The 19,288-nt window shown below is 40.8% G+C and carries 14 protein-coding genes and 1 tRNA gene; 9 read left to right on the top strand and 6 right to left on the bottom strand.

Annotation, left to right across the window (positions count from 1 at the left end; genetic code table 11):
* The first annotated feature begins 257 nt into the window (after positions 1-257).
* From AAEY93_RS15590 to AAEY93_RS15580, 3 genes are all read left to right on the top strand, one after another.
* On the top strand, positions 258-2,231 hold the full coding sequence (locus AAEY93_RS15590; protein ID WP_351078160.1) for a nuclease-related domain-containing DEAD/DEAH box helicase: 1,974 nt from the start codon (positions 258-260) through the stop codon (positions 2,229-2,231).
* Positions 2,232-2,467: 236 nt separating this feature from the next.
* Positions 2,468-3,001 (top strand): hypothetical protein, encoded by a 534-nt coding sequence (locus tag AAEY93_RS15585; RefSeq protein WP_351078157.1) that lies wholly within the window; start codon positions 2,468-2,470, stop codon positions 2,999-3,001.
* A gap of 279 nt (positions 3,002-3,280) precedes the next feature.
* Positions 3,281-4,228 (top strand): hypothetical protein, encoded by a 948-nt coding sequence (locus AAEY93_RS15580; RefSeq protein WP_351078154.1) that lies wholly within the window; start codon positions 3,281-3,283, stop codon positions 4,226-4,228.
* Positions 4,229-4,428: 200 nt separating this feature from the next.
* Here AAEY93_RS15580 and AAEY93_RS15575 read toward each other — a convergent pair.
* A tRNA-Ile gene (locus AAEY93_RS15575) sits at positions 4,429-4,505 on the bottom strand.
* Positions 4,506-5,444: 939 nt separating this feature from the next.
* On the opposite strand from AAEY93_RS15575, the gene AAEY93_RS15570 reads away from it, so the two are divergent.
* Positions 5,445-8,285: an FAD-binding and (Fe-S)-binding domain-containing protein gene (locus AAEY93_RS15570; protein ID WP_351078151.1), complete on the top strand. Its 2,841-nt coding sequence runs from the start codon at positions 5,445-5,447 to the stop codon at positions 8,283-8,285.
* A gap of 731 nt (positions 8,286-9,016) precedes the next feature.
* Here the strand turns inward: AAEY93_RS15570 and rpoD are convergent.
* From rpoD to rpsU, 4 genes are all read right to left on the bottom strand, one after another.
* Positions 9,017-10,840, bottom strand: a complete 1,824-nt coding sequence (gene rpoD / locus AAEY93_RS15565; RefSeq protein ID WP_351078148.1) for an RNA polymerase sigma factor RpoD — start codon at positions 10,838-10,840, stop codon at positions 9,017-9,019.
* Positions 10,841-10,990: 150 nt separating this feature from the next.
* Positions 10,991-12,715, bottom strand: coding sequence for a DNA primase (dnaG, locus tag AAEY93_RS15560; protein WP_351078145.1), 1,725 nt, complete (start codon positions 12,713-12,715; stop codon positions 10,991-10,993).
* An 89-nt stretch (positions 12,716-12,804) separates the two neighbouring features.
* Positions 12,805-13,248, bottom strand: a complete 444-nt coding sequence (locus AAEY93_RS15555) for a GatB/YqeY domain-containing protein (RefSeq protein ID WP_101034480.1) — start codon at positions 13,246-13,248, stop codon at positions 12,805-12,807.
* A 7-nt stretch (positions 13,249-13,255) separates the two neighbouring features.
* Positions 13,256-13,471: a 30S ribosomal protein S21 gene (gene rpsU / locus AAEY93_RS15550; RefSeq protein WP_006080725.1), complete on the bottom strand. Its 216-nt coding sequence runs from the start codon at positions 13,469-13,471 to the stop codon at positions 13,256-13,258.
* A 513-nt stretch (positions 13,472-13,984) separates the two neighbouring features.
* On the opposite strand from rpsU, the gene tsaD reads away from it, so the two are divergent.
* Positions 13,985-15,001 (top strand): tRNA (adenosine(37)-N6)-threonylcarbamoyltransferase complex transferase subunit TsaD, encoded by a 1,017-nt coding sequence (gene tsaD, locus AAEY93_RS15545; RefSeq protein ID WP_124012268.1) that lies wholly within the window; start codon positions 13,985-13,987, stop codon positions 14,999-15,001.
* A gap of 65 nt (positions 15,002-15,066) precedes the next feature.
* Here tsaD and plsY read toward each other — a convergent pair whose 3' ends face one another.
* Positions 15,067-15,660: a glycerol-3-phosphate 1-O-acyltransferase PlsY gene (plsY, locus tag AAEY93_RS15540; protein WP_372491467.1), complete on the bottom strand. Its 594-nt coding sequence runs from the start codon at positions 15,658-15,660 to the stop codon at positions 15,067-15,069.
* A gap of 280 nt (positions 15,661-15,940) precedes the next feature.
* On the opposite strand from plsY, the gene folB reads away from it, so the two are divergent.
* The 4 genes from folB (at position 15,941) to AAEY93_RS15520 (ending at position 18,831) form a co-directional block, all read left to right on the top strand.
* Positions 15,941-16,294, top strand: coding sequence for a dihydroneopterin aldolase (gene folB, locus AAEY93_RS15535; RefSeq protein ID WP_101034483.1), 354 nt, complete (start codon positions 15,941-15,943; stop codon positions 16,292-16,294).
* Positions 16,295-16,531: 237 nt separating this feature from the next.
* Complete coding sequence (folK, locus tag AAEY93_RS15530) at positions 16,532-17,059, top strand: 2-amino-4-hydroxy-6-hydroxymethyldihydropteridine diphosphokinase (protein ID WP_101034484.1); 528 nt, start codon at positions 16,532-16,534, stop codon at positions 17,057-17,059.
* A 23-nt stretch (positions 17,060-17,082) separates the two neighbouring features.
* Positions 17,083-17,883 carry an undecaprenyl-diphosphate phosphatase gene (locus AAEY93_RS15525; RefSeq protein ID WP_101034485.1) on the top strand — a complete coding sequence of 267 codons (801 nt, stop codon included), beginning with the start codon at positions 17,083-17,085 and terminating at the stop codon, positions 17,881-17,883.
* Between the two features lie 105 nt (positions 17,884-17,988).
* Positions 17,989-18,831: a class I SAM-dependent methyltransferase gene (locus AAEY93_RS15520; protein WP_351078138.1), complete on the top strand. Its 843-nt coding sequence runs from the start codon at positions 17,989-17,991 to the stop codon at positions 18,829-18,831.
* Positions 18,832-19,288 lie beyond the last annotated feature (457 nt).

Here is a 19,288-nt window from a genome sequence, read left to right as displayed (position 1 = left end):
CTGAAAACCCAAAAATTCGATTGTTGTCATCAGTGACGTCACATATGGTGATAGATTCTTGTGACATTGATAATGCGACATTAGATTAAGTAGTTACTGAAACTTTGGCATCAGGCTGAATATCTAATTCAATGGACTTCTCCACTACAGTAGCTAGTGAAAGTCTGGCTGAAGTGGCAGCTGACGTTGCATTACCTATTAGCCCTATTGCAATTTTCGGGGCATTATTTAGACTCCATTTTTTGTAGGAATAATATATGGCTAGATTTTTCCCATCGATTGAAAACATATCTAGGCTAAAAGTTAAACCTACGAAGGGGGAGTTACATCTTCTGAACTATTTTAATGAGCATTTAGATGATAGTTTTGAAGTTTTTTTCAATCCCTTTTTAGATGGAGACAGGCCAGATTTTATATTGTTAAAAGAAGGCGTAGCGATATTTGTAATAGAGGTTAAAGACTATAACTTAAGCAATTATCAGGTTGATAGTTATAATAAATGGTTGGTTAAAACACCAAGCGGCTCTTCCAAAATTTCATCACCTCAATCGCAAGCTTTTAAATACAAGAAAAATTTGTACCAGTTACATCTGCCTGTTCTAGGGCTAGAGTGGTTAAGAAATCGCTACTTTTTTAATCTGGTTCATCCTTATGTTTATTTGCATCACACAATGAAATATCAGATTGATAATTTTTATCAGCATGCTGAAAAGGAATTAAAACAAAAGTTGTCTGAGCTGAATTCAAACTTCCGAATAGGGCATATCAAGTTTGATCAATACGAGCGCCAATCACAAGTGCTTTCACATATCAAGCGTAATTTAAGTCGTGATAAATCAATGATTTTTAGTGACGATCGATTAGAATCCTTTGTAAAAATAATCAGGAATACAAAATCCCATGTCCTCTTCGATGAACGTGTATATGATGACCTAAAGCGACGCCTCATGCCATGTGAACATGTTTTGAAGCAAGGTAAACCAGTGCCTTTGGATGACAAGCAATCTAAATTGGCAAAGAGTGAAATTAGGCAAGAGAAAATCAAGGGCGTTGCTGGTTGTGGTAAAACAACAATCATTGCTCAACGAGCTGTTAATGCCTTTGCTCGGCACCAAGATCGTGTGCTTATAATCACTTTTAACATTACTCTCAAAAATCTTATCAAAGATCGGATTAGTGACATATTAGGTTATAGGGATGAGCAAAACTTTGCTGTCACCAACTACCATCAGTTCTACAATTCTCAAATCAATGAAACAGGACTGGATATCAGTGAACTCATGGACCGTTATGGGGTAGAACGTCTTTATAAAACAGATAGTTTTCAAGACTACTCATTACCACGTTATCAAACAATTTTAGTTGATGAAGTACAAGATTTCGAGAATGAATGGGTCAAAATACTTAGAGATAACTTTCTCGTTAGTGATGGTGAAATGGTTTTATTTGGCGATGAATCACAGAATATCTACGGACGAGATAATGAACGAGCAGCTGTTATAGCTCAAGGGTTTGGGCGTTGGAAGAAGTTAAAGCGCTCATATAGAACAAGCCTTAAGTCACCTCTCAACAAAGTTTTTAAAGATTTTCAGTCAAAGTATTTGATCGAAAAATATTCAGACTCTGAATTGTTAGAAACAATTTTTGTGCAGCATGGGCTTACGTTTGAAATTATGGACTATCACTTTTTTATTGATGACTGGGTGAATAAATCATTTGAACTTATTCAAAAAACGATTAGGGCTAACAACTTTAATCCAAATGATGTGGTTATATTATCCTCTAACATTTATCTCGTTCGAAAGTTAGCTGAAAAATTTCAAGGGATTGAAAAGACTCACTGTATGTTTGAAACTTATCAAGAGCTTCACCAGTTAATTTCTACATATGGTCATATAACTACCTTGGAAAATCTAAAATTAATGCCTGAGGAAGAGTTGAGAAAAATTATCTACAGCTATAAGGGATTAAAGTCTGATGTGGAGTTAGCGCGTCGAACAAAAAAGAATCATTTTTATGCAAATAGTGGGTTAATAAAACTATCAACAGTTCATAGTTTTAAGGGGTTAGAATCAAAAACGGTATTCTATCTAATGGATGAGAGAGATACGCCGGAAATTGTGTATACATCTATAACTCGCTCTGTGGAAAATCTGATAGTTTTTGATGTGAGTAAAGAAAGTCAATACTCTGATTTTTTTAAGAGTAACATGACAGAAGCAGTTGGATAATGGTTTGAATGATCAGAGGCCAAAATATAACCAATTACATCTATAGTAAATAATTGGATTTTGATGATTGGAGTGACGACATTTCCCTTCTGAATATAGATTCATGGACAAAGTAATATAATAAATTCCGGTTCTAGATAATTGACTAAAAATCGAACGTTCATACGGTTTTACTGGCGCTTAGCTATATTTAGTCACAATAGAAAATATGAAACAGACCAGGGGAAGGATAAATTTTGCTAACGTTATTAAAATTTTTTTTTAAATCAGCAGTGAAAAGCAAAACCAACATAAACACTTTTTTGGAAGAAAAATTGGATGAACAAAATTCTTATTTAAAATTTATGAACTCATTAAGTGAAAAACCATCGCGATTGTTGTATTCAATCGGTATTACGTTAGATTGTTTCTCTCGTATGATGTCCATGGGTATACATTCAGATATTTCCCTTCGTACTTCAGCTAACCATATGCTATATAAAAGCAAGGTAAAGCTATCTCATTTTGAGGCTTTGAACAGCAATTTAATTAAAAAAATAAAAATGGAATTACCATTAGACGATGAAGCATCAAAAAAATTAAAAGTTGAAGCTGAAAACTTAATTGAAAACATAAAGGTGTTCAAGTTAAATACTGAACAAACAATAGAGCCAATTCTTAGTGCTAAAAAGGATTCACTCGCAAGGGAAAATGAAGAAATAAATAAGAAGGTAAAATTTTACCAAGAAAAACATAAAGATTTACTTAACCCTAAATCTAAAGATATTTAGGTACAAAGTAAATTCATATAATCCAGACCTATAAGCCGAAATGAAGCAAAGGAAAACGTTTGGTTGTATAAGTCTACTAGATATTTTGTCGGGTAAGCAACTGTCGGTTATGCCTAAAAAGTTGGGCCCAATATCGATGTGTTTTTGCTTAATTACACCTAGGGAGTGGAGTTTATTTTTGCCATGATTATAAGATCGGATCTAGATCGTTACCTGACTCAGTATCAAATCACCAAGAACTCAGTGATTGCGTATAGGAACACTGTAAAATGTGAAAAAATGAACCTCCAACACATTTCTGAAGGCTCATTTGAGTTTCTGGATGAAATATATGAAGAAATCTTCTTTGTCCCTAACGATACAAAAAGAGGGATCTTAAAAAACTCTGGCAAGTTGCTTGGGGCAGCCTTCTCATTTGGAGGTTCTTACTCACTGGAGAGGCAAAATAAGCATTACTTGGATTTTTATGAGGCTATGTATAAACCAACTCTAGACAGTTTGATTTCAATTGAAAATCGCACTAAACAAATCTTATCTGCTACTGGTAATATATTACAGCAACTGAACAAAACACTGAAGCCTGTTGAAAAGGTATTAAAATCCAAAGCCGGTACAAATATTTATCCTACACTTCGACAGTATGAAAAGTTCTCCACCGGTTGTATTACCTCAATGAGGATGGGATTTGGTGGTCTAGTTGGTGGAACAGCAGCTCTTGGGGCTTGGGGTGTAGTGACGGTCGTAGGCTCTGCTTCCACAGGTACAGCTATTTCATCACTTTCAGGTGTTGCTGCTACCAATGCAACTTTAGCTTGGTTTGGTGGTGGTTCTCTTGCTACCGGAGGTGCAGGTATGGCTGGAGGTTTTTGGGTGTTAGGGGGAATAGTTGCTGCACCTATGATTTACTTTACGACTAAGAATGCCTACAAAAAAGTGAAGTTGGTGGAGATTCAAAAAGCTAAACTGATTAATGAAACTGATAAATTATATCAACTTCTTCCTCAAGCCAAGACGGAACTGCTCACAATTCGAAAGCATAATGAGCATATCACCACTACCATGAACGAATACATACCTCTAATTGAAAAAGAGCTACTTCTATATAAAACTCACAACCACTTCTTCAAAAATTTGTTTGGTATTGAGATGAATCCGAAACAAGATCAATCCTTCAAACGATTGAGTCAGCTTACAGGTGAGCTCTTAATAGAATTGGGTATTGACTGACGCTAGAGGTCTATCAACTTATTTTGAGCTGAGTTTTACAACATAATGGTTGAAATATTGCTGAGTTAATTGTCGGCAAAATGTTCCCTATTTGATCCCCGGCTAATTTCCATCACTTTTTTACTAGCTCAATTAGAATGTACTATTTTACTTCAGGCACAAAAAAGCCCATTTTTCAATGGGCTTTTTTGTTTTTTAATTGGTGGCCCCTCCCAGACTCGAACTGGGGACCTGACGATTATGAGTCGTATGCTCTAACCAACTGAGCTAAGGGGCCGACTTAAGATAGTCGTCACTATCGAAAGCGTGTGCAGTATACGAAGTTTATTTGTGGTTGTCACCTCTGATTTTGCAAGAATTCTGTTGAAATGATTCAACTGGTTATCTGTTAATCAGTGCAACTAAATATCAAATAAAATTCTGGCAGATATTGGTCGCAGTTTAAGATGAAATAAATACTTTGATCACAGTTGTGGCTAATGGTTTTTTTTGGTCGAAAAATAATGGGTCAGGGATTATGTCATTCCTTATGGATCTCGGGTGTGAGTGAGTCTATAAAGTCAGTCCCAAATGAGAACTATCCTCAATGCCAGCTGTTCGGCGCAATGCTGCGAAAAAAGACAATACCCCTTCAATTAAGTGATGCTATAACGCATGTTTTTGCATGTTCTGTGACGACGATGTGCGTGCTGGGTTTTGCTTTGTTAGGTTTTGTGATCATGCGGGTCGATGGTGTTTTAAGATGCGGGTGTCGCTCACGTTAATCGTGCAAATTTCGAGCTGATTTAAAGGTTGAGACTAAGGTCTTAAGTATTTGCAGTATCTTGCGTTTATCTCTGTTAAAAAGGTAGTCAAGGTGTGATTGCGTCAGTCTGTAAACCCATGTACTGCCCCATAATAATGTCTTCTTAAATAGCGAGAATGGTTATGGATGCAAGTGACAATTATTTTTATTGTTTTTAGACGAAAAATTGGCTTGAGCTTGAAATCAAGGTAACAACAACACAAGCACGAGTGTAGATTTGCGGTCTTAAATAGTGTGGGAATAAATGCTTGCATGATATCAGTAGAAATGAACATGCGGGAACGTCTGACCAAAAGCTCATCTTGGTTATGTCGAGGTCATCAAGTTTGATGCGTAGTCGGCATAAAGTTTTTTAGATGGGGTCTACTAGGACTCTGTTCACATAGAGATGACATGAATGGGGATACACACATGTTGCAATCTAATTTGAAAGTGCTTGCAGATAAGCTAGGCCAACTCCTTGAGCCTTCAAGAGTCAATACCGATTACATACGCCGCGTGGCATGGGGTACAGACGCTTCTTTCTACCAAAAACGTCCACAAATGGTAGTCCACACTAAAGATGAAGCTGAGGCGTCAAAAGTCTTGGCGCAATGTTATCAGAGCTCTACTCCTGTGACATTTAGAGCCGCAGGTACAGCGCTTTGTGGTCAGGCGATTTCTGATTCAGTTCTGATGGTCGCAGGTCTTCATTGGAATAATTTTAAGGTGTTAGAGGGCGGCAAGAAGATACAAATGCAGCCCGGAGTGATTGGCTCTAGACTTAATGGTGCACTGGCACCTCTGGGATGGAAGTTTGGTCCCGATCCGGCCACGATTGCCTCGGCGATGGCCGGTGGTATTGTGGCTAATAATGCTTCTGGTATGAACTGTGGTACGCACCATAACTCTTATCAGTTAATTGACTCTGCTCGAATTATATTTGCTGATGGTTCGATTTTAGACACCGCAAGCAAGCAAAGTCGTCAAGTGTTTAAAAAACATCACCCTGAGATGATCAAAGGCATTGAAGCCATTCGTGACGAAATCATGGCTGATAAAGAATTAGTTAGTCGTATCAAGCGTAAGTACTCGATTAAAAACGTGACTGGCTTTGGTATGAATTCATTTGTTGATCATCAAGACCCTATCGACATTATCTTACACTTGATGGTTGGCTCGGAAGGTGCGCTCGGCTTCTTATCAGAAATTACCATGAAAAGTGTGGTGAAAAACAAATTCTCTGCGTCGTCTATGGTTTATTTCGATTCACTTCGCGGTGCTTGTGAGGCGATTGTTGAGCTGCGACGAGATGCCTTCAAAGAGACCAACGCGGCGGAGTTGTTAGATAACTTCGCTCTGAAAGCTGTTGCCCAGTCTAAGTATGAAACACCAGACTTCTTAAACAATGTGCACAAAGATGTGACGGCCGTATTATTCGAGACCTTTGGCGATAACCAAGCGCAGATCGATGCCAACGTTGCTAAAATGTCAGCGATTATGGCAAAACATGGTTTGTATCATGACGTCGAGTTTACCCAAGATCCTGCTGTAATTACCAATATGTGGGCTATTCGTAAGGCGATTTTCCCGCTCGCAGGTTCAATGCGTCCGGTCGGCACGTCTTGTATTATCGAAGATATAGCCTTCCCAATTGAAGTGTTGCCGCAGGCAACCATAGATTTACAAAACTTATCTTTTGCCCATGGTTATGATGATGCGGTGATTTATGGTCACGCACTTGAAGGTAACTATCACGTTATCTTCGCACAAGACTTCTCCTCTAAAGCTGAAGTGGATCGTTTCGAAGGCTTTATGCAAGGGATGTGTGATCTTGTTGTGGGATATGACGGCTCGCTTAAGGCAGAGCATGGCACCGGATTTGGTATGGCTGCCTTCGTTGAAAAAGAATGGGGCACAGCAGTCTATGACTTGATGAAGCGAGTCAAGAATACGCTTGATCCAAACGGTATTTTAAACCCTGGCGTCATCATTAATGACGACCCACTTTGCCATGCTAAAGGCTTTAAGCCTATGCCAGCAGTGCATAGTATTGTGGATAAATGTATTGAGTGTGGATTTTGTGAACCGCATTGTGTGGCTCATGGTTTAACCCTGTCTCCACGCCAACGTACCGCCGTTGCGCGCGTGATGAAAACGCTAGAAGCCACGGGCAACGAGCCTGATGTCTTGGCGGCGCTGAAAAAGGACTATCCTTACTTTGCTATTGACACCTGTGCTGCAGATGGCCTGTGTAAGCTAGGTTGTCCAATGGCGATTGATACCGGTAAATATATGAAGGTATTGCGAGCCGAAGGGGCCAGCAATATGGATAAGAAAATTTCTGATTTCACTGCCGATCGTTTTGGCACTATGGAATCGGTCGCTCGATTTGCTTTAGGTGCCACCGATATTACCCGTAAAGTGATTGGCGAGTCTGGTATGGGCGCTATAACCAAAATCGTGCGTAAAGTTATGCCAGGTATGCCGGTGCCGTTATGGACTGAAGGGATGCCGACACGAGGCAAAGCCTTGCCAACTCGCAAAACCAATGGTGACATGAAAGCCGTGTACTTCCCTGCATGTTTGAACCGCATGATGGGCACTAGTGCTAAACATGACGATCAGCGCTCTTTACCCGAAACCATCGTGAGCCTATTTGAAAAGGCCAATATTGAGATAATTCTAGGTGAGAAAACCAAAGGTTTATGCTGTGGGCAACCTTGGGAGTCTTATGGTCATGATGATGCGGCCGACCGTAAGTCTGATGAACTCTCGGTGTGGTTGTTAAAAGCCTCTAATAATGGTGAGTATCCTATCCTAGTGGCAACCACTGCTTGTCTTGAGCGGATGCGCCGTGCTTGTGATAGCCGTTTGCAGATGTATGGCCCTGAAGAGTTTGCTTTTGAATTCATGGTTGACCGTATGCAAATAAACAAAGTTGTTGAAAAAGTAGCTGTTCACCCAACCTGTACCACGCGTAAGCTCGGTATGGCAGGCAAATTAACTGAACTTGCCAAGCTTTGCGCCACTGAAGTAGTGGTGCCAGAGAATGTAGGTTGTTGTGGTATGGCGGGCAACCGCGGTATGAATTACCCTGAGCTTAATGAACATGGACTTCGTCATTTAAAAGAAGAGACCAAAGATAAAGGTTGTACCCATGGTTACTCAGTCTCTGCAACCTGTGATGTTGGTTTAACGACGCACTCGGGTATTCCATATAAAAACATCTTAACGCTTCTTGATAAAGCAGCGAGCAGAAAACAGCAATAAACCGCTGATTTCATCCTTGATTAGCCCACGCAATAGCGTGGGCTTTTTTTATCTTAAGTTTGCAGGAACAATTGAATTATTATCGCTCAAGTCACTTGACGGTCTCATCGATGGCATGTGTTGACCAACATGAACTAATGCGGATATTTTTTCTAAAATATCATCGCTCAAGTCACTTGACTATCTGATTGATGGCATGCTTTGACCAACATGAACTAATGCGGATAGTTTTTTTAAAATGTCGTCAAGAGAGTGTTGTGAAGGCTATATCTTTGCATGGGCATGAGCATTTAGGCTTAATCTGATAAGTCATTGTGCCGCGTAAATTATACCAGTTCCATTAATAATGTGCTCAATCAGAGTCACTCAGGTTTTTCAGTTTGAGGCGCATTGTTGAAATAATGGTTGTTCCCTTATAAAACAATGCAACAAAAAAATGGAAAGCCTGAGTGGCTCCCAAGGGCGGTTTTCTGCACCTTCTATACTGCTTAATATGATTTTGACGTACGACTGCATGGATGCAGGAGATAGAGCAACGCAGGAGCTGTTGCCGAGAACAACTATGCCTACAATCCTATTACTTGCCTAGAAGGCGCAGAATTCCCGCTGAATGACCAGATAATTATTAGAATTGGTATTAGATAAAAAATTACAACTAGCAGCTTAGAATGCAAATAAAAAAACCCAGCATATGCTGGGTTTTCATGGTCATAAAAGACTAAACCGTCAGTTTACTCGTCTAGGAAAGACTTTAATATTTCAGAGCGAGAAGGGTGACGTAACTTACGTAACGCTTTGGCTTCAATTTGACGAATACGTTCACGTGTTACATCAAATTGCTTACCCACTTCTTCTAAGGTGTGGTCTGTATTCATATCGATACCAAAACGCATACGCAGTACTTTTGCTTCACGAGCGGTTAGGCCTGCTAAGACTTCGTGTGTGGCGTTCTTAAGACTTTCGCTGGTTGCTGAGTCTAGTGGTAACTCCAGGGTCGTGTCCTCGATAAAATCACCCAGATGCGAATCTTCATCGTCACCGATTGGGGTTTCCATTGAGATTGGCTCTTTAGCAATTTTCAGTACCTTACGAATTTTATCTTCAGGCATCATCATACGTTCTGCTAATTCTTCAGGAGACGGCTCTCGGCCCATTTCTTGAAGCATTTGACGAGAAATACGGTTCAACTTGTTGATCGTTTCGATCATGTGTACTGGAATACGAATAGTACGTGCTTGGTCAGCAATTGAACGGGTGATTGCCTGACGGATCCACCACGTTGCATACGTCGAAAACTTATAACCACGACGGTATTCGAACTTATCTACGGCCTTCATCAAACCAATGTTACCTTCTTGAATTAAATCCAAGAACTGTAAACCACGGTTGGTGTACTTTTTGGCAATAGAAATAACCAAACGTAAGTTAGCTTCAACCATTTCTTTTTTCGCACGACGAGCTTTCGCTTCACCGATAGACATGCGACGGTTAATGTCTTTAATGCCTGCGATGGTTAAGTCGGTTTCGACTTCAATAGCCCCCAACTTTGTCACACAACGCGTTACGTCATCGGTGATCATCCGCAAACCTTCAGCATAAGGCTTGGTGCTTGCTTTTTCTTTGTTAAACCAATCTAAATTTGTTTCATTGCCGGTGAATGCTTTAATAAAGTTTTTCTTTGGCATCTTAGCTTGTTCAACACTAAGCTTAATGACTAACCGTTCTTGAATTCGTACGCGATCCATCATGCTGCGCATGCTTTTGACTAAACGGTCAAATTGTTTAGGGATTAAGCGGAATTCTTTGAATAATTCACCGATAACAAATAATGAGCCTATCGCTTCAGGATGATCACGGCCTTTTTCAGCAATAATACCTAAGCTTTTTTCGTAGGCTTCTCTGAGTTGAGTGAATTTTTCTTTGGCTTGTTCAGGATCAGGCCCTTTGTTGCCTTCTTCCTCTTCATCATCGTCGTCATCATCATCTTTTTTATTGTCAGCCAATTCAGAACCAACATTGGTGGCAGTAGGTGCGACGTCATCGTCGTCAGGATTGATAAATCCAGAGATAATATCAGACAAGCGCAATTCTTCAGCTTCATACTTATCGAATTGCTCTAAGATCATTGCGATCGCTTGAGGGTATTCACTGACAGAACTCTGTACAGTGTTAATACCTTCTTCAATACGTTTAGCAATAACAATTTCGCCTTCGCGGGTAAGTAGCTCTACCGTGCCCATTTCGCGCATGTACATGCGGACAGGGTCTGTGGTTCGGCCTAACTCACTTTCTACGGTTGCGAGAGCTGCCGCTGCTTCTTCTGCAGCATCTTCGTCGTCTGTGTTGTCTTCCGACATCATCATGTCATCGGCATCTGGCGCTTGTTCAAAAACGCGGATACCCATGTCATTTATCATCTGGATAATATCTTCAATCTGATCGGAATCGACCATGTCTGCAGGTAAGTGGTCGTTCACTTCTGCATAGGTTAAGTAACCTTGCTCTTTACCTTTAGCGAGCAACAGTTTAAGTTGCGACTGCGGAGTGTGATCCATAGATATCATCCAATTTTGGGTAACTGTTAAAACGATAGGCCAGTTAGCTTTACTAAGTGGCGCGCAAATCGTCAATTATAGCTGTATGGGCTAACCTTAGCTAGTCCATGGCAATGTTTGTACGCACATTCTTGACGAATAAATTGCGTATTACTTCGCTATGCCTTTCATTATCGAAATCAGCTTTTTTAGCTGCATTTTTTCAACTTTCGTTAAAGCCTGTTTGAGACTCAATTCCTGATATCGTTGTTCAATATATTGGTTGTTTAACCAAATCAGGGTTTGCTTAAACTCTGGCAATACGTTTTCATCCGCCACTTGATGTTCCCATTGGGCTAGCTTAATTAGAGTGCTTTTTTTCTGATGCTCTCTATGCATTTCAAGTAGTTGTGCGCTGTTTAACGTTTGCTCTCGAGTTATATCTAACAAATGATTTAGCAATTCTATGCCGGTCATTTGTAATCGATCTAGTGCTGGCTGTTTTGCCAAACCAAAGCCTAAACTTGGGTTTTGGATCAGGAGGCCAATAGCCAATCTTAATGGCGTGCCACGACCTTGTAAGCCTTTCGCATTTAATGGTTTCTGTTTTGCAGAAAAACCTAACTTCTTTTTCAAGTCATCGGCACTGTTCATGCCTAACTTGTGTGCCAGATTTTCTAGCAATAAATTTTGTAGGACGGTATCTTGTACCTTTTCAATTAGCGAGATTGCTTGCTTGGCTAATGCCCCTTTATCTGTCCCGTGGTTAGCACTTAATGTGTCGAACAAAAACTCGGGAAGTAACATGGCTTTTTGCATTAAGGCTTCAAATGCTTCTTTACCAATTTTGCGGACCATAGTGTCTGGGTCTTCACCTTGCGGTAGAAACATAAACTTGACTTGATCACCCGGTTTTAACAGTGGCAATGCTGTTTCGAGTGCACGCCAAGCAGCTTCGCGGCCTGCACGGTCGCCGTCATAACAACAGACCACCTGTTTTGCACTACGCACTAAAAGCTGAAATTGTTCAGCAGTAGTCGAAGTCCCTAAAGATGCAACCGCATAATCAACCCCAAATTGGGCGAGTGCGACGACATCCATATATCCTTCAACAATTAACACATGCTGTGGATCACGGTGTTTTTGCTTTAACTCATATAAACCATAAAGTTCATTACCCTTATGAAATATGGGCGTTTCTGGCGAATTCAAGTACTTTGGGGTACCGTCACCCAAAACTCTACCGCCAAATCCCACAACACGACCGCGACGATCGCGTATTGGGAACATTAATCTGTCGCGAAAACGGTCATAGCGTTTACCGCTATCATTGGCAATAAGCATGCCTGCTGTCAGTAATTTATCTTGGGCGGGCAAATTTTGCCGGTAACGACCCAATAAACCATCCCAACCATCGGGGGCAAACCCGATACCAAATTGTTCAACAACGTCATTTGATAAACCTCTGAAGTCTAGGTAATCAACAACTTTTTGTTTGTCTGTATGCTGCCTAAGTTGGCTTTGATAGAAGAGATTGGCTTCTTCCATCAGTTCATATAAATCGCGACTTAATCCTTGGTCGGGTCTTTTCCCTGTGCCTTGCTCCCGTGGTACGGCAAGACCAAGTTGACCTGCAAGCTCTTCAATGGCGTCAATAAATTCTAGTCGATCATATTCCATGACAAAATCAATGGCATTGCCATGAACACCGCAACCAAAACAATGATAAAACTGTTTATCTCTGCTGACGGTAAAAGAGGGTGATTTTTCGCTATGAAAAGGGCAGCAAGCCGAGTGATTCTTACCGGCTTTTTTCAACGGGACTTTACGATCAATTAGATCGACTATGTCTATTCGAGCTATTAGCTCATTGATAAAATCACGAGGTATCGCCATTGATTGCTGTTGTTCTCGAATTTACTTTATCAACTGATTAAAACAAACAAGCCGTGCAAGTGCACGGCTTATTCAACATTAAAACTTGATTACTTCAATTTAGCGCGGATCATTGTACCAATGGCACTCATATCTGCACGGCCTTGAACTTTAGATTTTAATGCTCCCATTACTTTACCCATATCCGCCATGGATGCCGCACCAACGTCAATGATCGTTGCATCGATAATCGCTGCAACTTCATCTTCGGTTAGCGGCGTAGGCAAAAAGTCTTCGATAACTCGAATTTGTTCTGCTTCTGCTGCGGCCAACTCCGGACGATTCGCGGCTTCATATTGAGCAATCGAATCTCGGCGTTGTTTTACCATTTTGGTTAATACAGCTATTGTCTGCTCATCAGTCAGAGTTTCGCGGGTATCCACTTCAATCTGCTTGATGGCAGAAAGCGCCATACGAATTGTTCCTAAGCGCACTTTTTCTTTAGCACGCATAGCATCTTTCATTTGGTCTTTTAGCTGATCGGTTAAGTTCATAATGAGATTAATATAAACGTACGCGACGTGCGTTTTCGCGAGAAAGCTTCTTTGCTAGACGCTTAACTGCAGCTGCTTTTGCACGCTTACGGGCAGTAGTAGGCTTCTCGTAGAATTCACGAGCACGCACGTCAGCTAGAATTCCAGCTTTTTCACAAGAGCGCTTGAAACGACGAAGAGCTACGTCGAATGGTTCGTTTTCACGTACTTTAATTATTGGCATACGCCATCACCCCTTAGGTGTAGTTATGCTGGATGACTAAATCGACTAAACATTTTTAGTGATTTAGCTCAAACCAAAGGCTATTCAAAATGGTGCGGAATTTTACACCGAGCGACGACCATTTGTAAACCCCTGATTGATTTTCTCTTTAGCTAAGGTGTAACAGTTTCATTTTTAAGATTTTATAAAACGTTATTGGCTTAAATAGTCGCCACTGGAGATAACAAATGCATATCATACAGCCGTTTGCGCCAATAGAGGTCTTGAATCTACTGGCTGTAGACTTGCTATTGACGCATAAATTCGTCTTGTTATCAGCCTAAAATTCAAGTTTGAGATCAAAATAGTCAATGTTAGCTCATTCAAAACAGTTTGTTGATCTCAAATCCCGAGCGGATCTCAAATACTGAGTTGAGATCAAATCCCGAGTTGAGATCAAATACTGAAACATTGGAGTATTTACGCTGAGACGGGTAGAATTAGCGTCCATATTTTTAATGAAGACGAGAGATTATGCGGGTTATCGGTATTGAGACATCTTGTGACGAGACTGGGGTTGCAGTCTATGACGATAAATTGGGCCTGTTGTCAGATGTGCTATATAGCCAAGTTAAATTGCACGCCGATTACGGTGGTGTTGTGCCTGAGCTTGCCTCTCGTGATCATGTTCGTAAAATTGTGCCATTAATTAAACAGGCTTTATCCGAAGCAAATTCGAGTGTAGATGATATCGATGGTGTGGCGTACACCAAGGGGCCTGGGTTAATGGGTGCATTGCTTGTTGGGGCTTGTGTGGGGCGTTCGTTGGCCTATGCGTGGAACAAGCCGGCAATCGGTGTACATCATATGGAAGGGCATTTATTAGCGCCCATGCTGGAAGATAACGCTCCAGAATTTCCTTTTTTAGCCTTATTAGTGTCTGGCGGCCATTCAATGCTAGTACAAGTTGAAGGCATTGGCCGGTATCAAGTGTTAGGTGAATCTCTTGATGATGCTGCAGGCGAAGCTTTCGATAAGACCGCCAAACTAATGGGTTTAGATTATCCGGGTGGTCCACGGTTAGCTAAATTAGCCCAAAAAGGCGTGCCTGCAGGGTATAAATTTCCGCGTCCGATGACGGATAGACCAGGATTAGATTTTAGTTTTTCTGGATTAAAAACATTTACGGCAAATACAATTGCTAAAGAGCCTGATGATGAACAGACACGTGCTAATATTGCTCGTGCATTTGAAGAAGCCGTTGTTGATACCCTAGCCATAAAATGTAAACGTGCCTTGAAACAGACGGGTTATACCCGTTTGGTGATTGCTGGTGGTGTGAGTGCTAATACGCGCTTACGAGAGTCATTGGCTGAGATGATGACTAGTTTAGGCGGTCAAGTGTATTATCCTCGTGGGAAGTTTTGTACCGACAATGGTGCGATGATTGCTTATGCTGGATTACAACGGTTACGTGCTGGACATATAGAAGAACTTGCCGTTAAAGGTCAACCTCGTTGGCCTTTGGATACGTTACCTGCGGTTGATTAACCGATAAGTTTATGCGACTGATTTAAATGATTGTTCTGATCTTCAAATCCATAGAAAACCTAATACTAGTTGGTATTGGGTTTTTTTATCGCTTTTTTTCGTGAGACTTTGCTTTCTTCACCATGACGTAAACGGCCAATATTGTCTTTGTGGCGGATTAAAATCAGGGTTGACAACATGGCGACCGGAAGAATAAAGCGTTCGTCTAACCACCAAGTATACAAGGGCGCTAAGGTGGCGGTTGCCATTGCTGCAACAGATGAATAACGTGTTAAAAGCAAAAATACAATCCAAGTCAGGATTAGGCATATTGCTAAATCACCACCAATGGGCGCCATCGCACCAAAGGCTGTCGCAACACCTTTACCCCCTTTGAAACCAAAAAATATCGGCAATATATGCCCTAAGCAGGCGCTGACAGCAATAAAACCTAATGATACGGCATCAAGTCCCATTTTGTAGCCCAGAAAAGAAGGCAGAGCGCCTTTGAGCATATCGAAAAAAAGTACCATAGCAGCAGAACTTACTCCACCAATGCGTAGCACATTAGTGGCACCGGGATTGCCAGAACCGCTGGTTCTTGGATCGGGTAAACCTCTTATTTTACAAACCAGTACGGCACTTGAGATCGAACCCGCTAGGTAGGCGGCAATGATCATCAAAATGGTGACGGTAACGGCGTTCAAATTGGTTTCCTTACTCTTCTTAGGGTATCATCGCGCATTCATTTGCAAGACAAGTGATTTTCAGTAACCACTAAAGCCGCCTTTGCGTTAACATTAAAGATTTGATTGATGTTAATTGCATAATAGCGCCTATCCTACTGCGTTAACTCATTAGGAAAAAGCTTAAATGTGGATTATTAAGCATATAATCGGTAATAAAGTTTGTTTAGAGTGATCTTGTGGTTTTTTTGCGTCGATTAAGGTAGGAATTTATATGGATAAAGTACTCATCCGTCAGTTAGCGATAGAGACCATTATTGGTATCTATGAGTGGGAAAAAAAACTTCATCAAACATTACTCATCGATTTAGATATGGCGTGGGATAATCGTCTTGCGGCTGCCAGTGATAATTACCAACATGCATTGTGTTATGAAACGGTATCAAATCGTTTAACGACGTTAATTACTGAAAATCCGATTGATCTGATTGAAACGGTTGCCGAAATGATCGCCCATTGCTTGCAAGATGAATTTAATGTGCCGTGGGTTAAAGTCGTGGTGATGAAACCTGGGGCAATACCCCATGCCGTTTCTGTCGGTGTTGAGATTGAACGCGGCAGTATTTAACCTGAACTCGGGATAACAAACGACTCTCAAACAGCCCTTTGCCTTCCTAACGGTGTTGAATCAACTTGCAATAGACTCACTATTGACGCGTTAATTCGCCTTGTTAGTAAAACAAATGGCAAGTTTGATAGATATAATGACTAAGATTTATCTTTATCATTATATTTTCATCTCTTATCCCGAGATCAGGTTATTTAAGTCTTATTTTCTTTTTATTGTTTAGCATTAGGTCAGTCAATGGCACGTATTTACATTAGCTTAGGCACGAATATTTCGCCTGCGCAACATCTTAGAGCCGGTTTGGTTGATTTACAGAAACATTTTGGCCCGTTACAGTTATCGCGCGTTTTTGAGAGTGAATCGGTAGGATTTAAAGGCACTAATTTTTTAAATATGGTGGCGGCCGCCGATACCGAGTTATCGATTACAGAGGTTGTGGCAACATTTAAACAAATTGAACAAGATAACGGCCGTATTAGAGGCGAGAAAAAATTTAGCCCAAGAAGTCTTGATATTGACTTGTTGCTGTATGACGATGTTATTTGTGAAATCCCCGTTGAATTACCCCGAGGCGAAATTTTGTTTAATGCGTTTGTATTATGGCCTTTGGCAGAGTTAGTTCCTAACTTATGTCATCCGGTGACGTTACAAACCTATCAAATACTTTGGCAGCATTACGATAAACAGTGTCAGCAATTATGGCCTATCGCATTTGAGTTCCCAGCAGAATTATTAGCGACTAATCCGTTAATAATTACTCGATAAGTTAATCTCTAACAAGGACAAATATGGAAACGTTTCAAGTTATTCTGCTGGCATTAATTCAAGGGCTTACAGAGTTTTTGCCGATTTCTAGCTCGGCACATTTAATTTTACCATCACAAATTTTAGGTTGGGCAGATCAAGGTTTATCATTTGATGTAGCGGTCAATACAGGCTCTTTATTTGCGGTGATTATTTATTTCCGTTACGAGATTATCGCACTGGCTAAGGCATGGTTTACCAGCTTAGCCAGCAAGCAACAAACTCAAGAAAGTAAACTGGCGTGGTGGATAATTTTGGCTACTATCCCCGCTGTGATTGTGGGATTTACCGCAAAAGAATTTATTGAAACGCATTTTAGAAATACCTTGGTTATCGCGATAACCACCATTTTCTTTGGCTTACTGTTGTGGCTAGCCGATAGAATGTCAAAAGCCCAGTTAAGTGAATTTCAAATGGGTTGGAAAAAGGCGCTATTAATTGGTATTGCTCAAGCAATGGCATTAATTCCAGGTACTTCACGTTCTGGTGCCACGATGACGGCAGCACTGATGTTAGGCTTGACGCGTGAAGCGGCTGCTCGATTTTCATTTCTCATGTCTGTACCCGTGAGCTTTGGGGCAGCGTTATTGGTGACTAAAGACTTAGTCAGTAGTCCAGACCCGATTGATTATCAAGCACTTGGTTTAGGGATTGTCGTATCATTTTTTGCTGCGTACTTATGTATCCATTTCTTTTTAAAGTTTATTAGCAAAATAGGTATGACACCGTTTGTGTTATATCGTCTTGCTCTTGGTGCAGTGTTGCTTGGATTGCTCTATATTTAAGATAAACACTTAAGCGACGTTTTTTTGCATCGCGGGTAGTCTTACCATACTAGGTATTTCTACCCGTTTTGTTTTACTCTCTTTCAATTAACTATCAGTGTAATTATGACTTTATCTTTATTATGTCCAGAGTGTTCGGCTTCACTAAAGCAACATCAAGCTTCATCGGGATTTTATTGTGAGAACAAACATCATTTTGATAAAAACCCTAAGGGCTACTGGCCACTGCTGAGCAACACTAAGGCCAAAACTAAGCCAAAAGTGGAGTCTCGCCAGCAAATGCGTGGGCGACATTTTTTATTGGAGTCAGGTTTGTTTGCACCGCTAATTAAACAACTTCAAACTGTGTTATTAGACTTGTGTGCAGCACGTGGCGAAACTCAGCTACAGCATATCGATTACCAATGTGCTGATGGTTATTATTTGCGCCAGCTTGTGCCTGCGTTAGCTCAAGCAAATGTATTATGTGAGCACTGGGGTATTACCGATGCTGAAAATGCTATCTTTGCAGCCGCTAAAGCTGAAACCCCGGCTAACTTATTATTGTTGGCACTAAAGAAATTACCTTTTGAATCACAATCTATCGATATTGTGACGGTACTTGATTCACCCTTGAAGGGTAAAGAGTGCATTCGTATTTTAAAAGATGATGGTCGTATTGTGTTATTGCAGCCAGGCATTCGCCATTTATGGCAAATCAAGCAGCAAGTGTATCCTGATTTAGTGGAAAAAACACTGCAGCTTAATTTACCCAATGATGTTGAAATTGATGCGCAACAACAAGTGACATTTACGCAGTCGGTGACCGGTGAGCAAGCAATAACATTACTCGACATGTCAGTATTTGGTTGGCGCGCGAATGATCAGCTAAAGCATCAAATTAAATCGACTGCCATTTCGGATTTAGAGTTTGATTGGCAGATTATAACGCTCAAGAAACGCTTATAAAAATGGCAAAATAGATAACAAGCGTGAAAGCTGATGGAAAACGATGACAAGCGATGACAAGCGATAAGGACGACAATGCGGTGAGAGCGTTAAAGCCTAAGGGCTAGGGCGCTTCGCGGCTAGATGCTATAAGAGCTAAGAAGGGTTGCGGGTATTCTGCGATGACAAGCGATAACGAGCGGTGAGAGCGTTTACAAGCCTAGGGGCTAGGGCGCTTCGCTGCTAGATGCTATAAGAGCTAATGCTAGGATTGAACGCTGTGTTAATGGTCAATCCAGATGATATCTGTGAGATTGTTTAGAAAGATTAAATGGTTGAACAATGTATAGATTAAATAGTGAAAAAGCTGGTGTGGAGAAGCTGTCGGTGTTTAGATTTTTCGCTTGATACCGCTTGATACCGCTTGATACCGCTTGATACCGCTTGATACCGCTTGATACCGCTTGATACCGCTTGA

It is taken from the genome of Shewanella sp. CAL98-MNA-CIBAN-0140 (assembly GCF_040309905.1).
Classification (GTDB): Bacteria; Pseudomonadota; Gammaproteobacteria; order Enterobacterales; family Shewanellaceae; genus Shewanella; species Shewanella psychromarinicola.
This window is presented reverse-complemented; position numbering and strand designations above follow the sequence as displayed.